Source organism: Cytophaga sp. (genome assembly GCF_051961495.1).
Taxonomy (GTDB): Bacteria; Bacteroidota; Bacteroidia; order Cytophagales; family Cytophagaceae; genus Cytophaga.
In genome coordinates this window covers 1-2,165 of record NZ_JBQCDF010000066.1, presented here as the reverse complement: position 1 = coordinate 2,165, position 2,165 = coordinate 1, and the positions used below count along the sequence as shown (strand labels likewise).

3 protein-coding genes are annotated in these 2,165 nt (G+C 38.8%); all 3 read right to left on the bottom strand.

Going from position 1 to position 2,165, the window contains the following annotated elements; translation table 11 throughout:
• A partial coding sequence (locus tag ACTHJT_RS03115) for a DUF6443 domain-containing protein (RefSeq protein ID WP_440236302.1) occupies positions 1–986 on the bottom strand: 986 nt, incomplete at its 3' end.
• A gap of 143 nt (positions 987–1,129) precedes the next feature.
• On the bottom strand, positions 1,130–1,687 hold the full coding sequence (locus tag ACTHJT_RS03110) for a hypothetical protein (RefSeq protein ID WP_440236301.1): 558 nt from the start codon (positions 1,685–1,687) through the stop codon (positions 1,130–1,132).
• A gap of 13 nt (positions 1,688–1,700) precedes the next feature.
• The coding region (locus ACTHJT_RS03105; protein WP_440236300.1) for a hypothetical protein at positions 1,701–2,165 on the bottom strand (465 nt) is incomplete at its 5' end.

Below are 2,165 nucleotides of genomic sequence, written 5' to 3'. Positions count from 1 at the left end.
CCAAAATCATCATAAACGCTATAAGTGCATATCCAGCCGTCATAGGCGTTTGTATGGGTATCATTCAGTTCTGTTTTGGTAAGAACCAGTTGGCCCAGGCTGTTGGTATATTCTATGACCTTTTTACCGTTTTCATCGGTATGAGTGGTTTTCATCAGTGTATAGGCAGGGTAAGCGCCAACCAGTACCGGCAGCGAGCCGGTGGCATAATCTATTTTAAATTGCTGTACATTATCCGTAGCATCATTAAGACTGTAATCTGCTGAATTGCCGGGCCCGGCTGCCCATGAAGTGCCGGGCTCTTTGATATTGGTAACCCGGTTAAGCGGACTGTTATCAAAGGTTACACTGCTGTAAGCCGAAGTTTCATTATAGGTATTCGGATTTCCGTAATAAGAAGTTTCTGCCGCAACCGGATCCGACTTGAATTTTCCGGGATTGTCGGTAGTAGTGGTGTAAGGAAGATATTTCATGTTTTGTCTTCCATAACTGTCATAAACTGAAAATTGCACCTGGTCGCCCCATTGGCTGCCTCCATCCTGGGGCGCGGCAGTTCCGCGACTCACTTTTTCTATAGGCCGCCCCAGGCCATCAAGATAAGTCGTAGTTTGTAATTTTTGCCCGATGGGCAATTGGTCAATCGTTTTCCAGTCAGTTTGCCCGCTTACCAAAACGTCATGTTCCCTTACATAATTGATATCCTCCCAGTTTTGGGAAACCACATTTATTTTAATAACATTGGAAGTGTAGGAAATGCCGCTTACAGTAATTTTTCTGCGGTAATAAGTAGTTTGAGGAAGAGGTGTATTTATATTATAAGAAGCAGTGGTTGCTACTGTGGTAACCGTACCATCAAACAGTGGCGTTGCACTTTTTTGCCATAGATAAGCAGTTCCCGTACTTGCTGCGTTTACGGGCACCATATTGCCAGGGGCCTGGGTGTAAGAAAAATTGTAATTGCCGGAGGCGGTCGCAATATCGTACATATTGGATTGAGCAGATGTATTACAACTTATAACAAATAAGCCAGTATAAATGGCCAAAAACTGCAAAACCCGTTTTACTTGCACCTTATTCATTGGATAAGTTTATGATAGTGAATATTCATTTTCTTTCTTTTTTACCATTCTTAATTTGCTGGCGGCTTATTAACTATCTTGTCAATCACTGGTGCATAAAGGGAAGCTGCAGGGCTTAATACTGCATAAAGGTTTCCTTTCTCATCGACAAAAAATTTATGGCCCACCCCTTTTACATCTTGGTTAAAATGCTGATTTTGCTCTTTACCTGTTAGCCATTTAAATAGTTGAGACTGATCATTGCCCCAAGATTTCTTCACTTTCATTCCTTCTGTAATAATTATATCCATCTTTCTATCTTCGTTGTAAATTTTTTTAAGCTTTTTTTCATCCCCTATTTTAAAACCTTCTTCTATTGAAGGAATACCAATAACTTCTATTTTACTCCTGTATTTATTTCTAAAAATGCTCAGTGCGTTAATAATAGCAATGCTGCTGTCATTATTATTGAGCGGAAGAATTATAAATAGAATCTTCCTGTCTTTGTAACTGTTCAGATCTATTTTCTTTCCGTCTATAGTTTTAATATTTAATGAATAAAAATTGTTGGCATAATTAAAGGAAGCCAGCAAACTGAGTATTACAAAAGAGCTTAATAATTTTTTCATATCTTTTTTTTAGCTAGTCAATAGTAATAATTGCGCAACCGGATGATATATCTATATTATAAAAAGTTACATCGGTATCGTACTGATAAAAACCCGAACATATGTCGTACGCATGGATGTAATAATTTGGATCATACATCTCCACATTGTAATTTCCTGCGGGAACAGACATTATGCCTTCGGCATCGTGAATATCAAATGAATAGGTTTCAGCAGCATTAGAGGTAGAAAAAAATCTAATTGTGATAGGTTCAGTAGAATTATTATAATACGTAACATTAACAGGTTGCACAGAAACCGGACACGCCGAAGTATTCACTCCCATATCTGCCCATTGTGTATTATTATAGGTAGGACTGTTTGGATTTACATCTGTTACAAGGATCAGTTGGTGCCCTGTATTGGCTCCATTTACAACTTGGCACTGTGTGGGTGCATTTTCATCTCCATCCCAATCAGGGCTTGTATCTATCACACA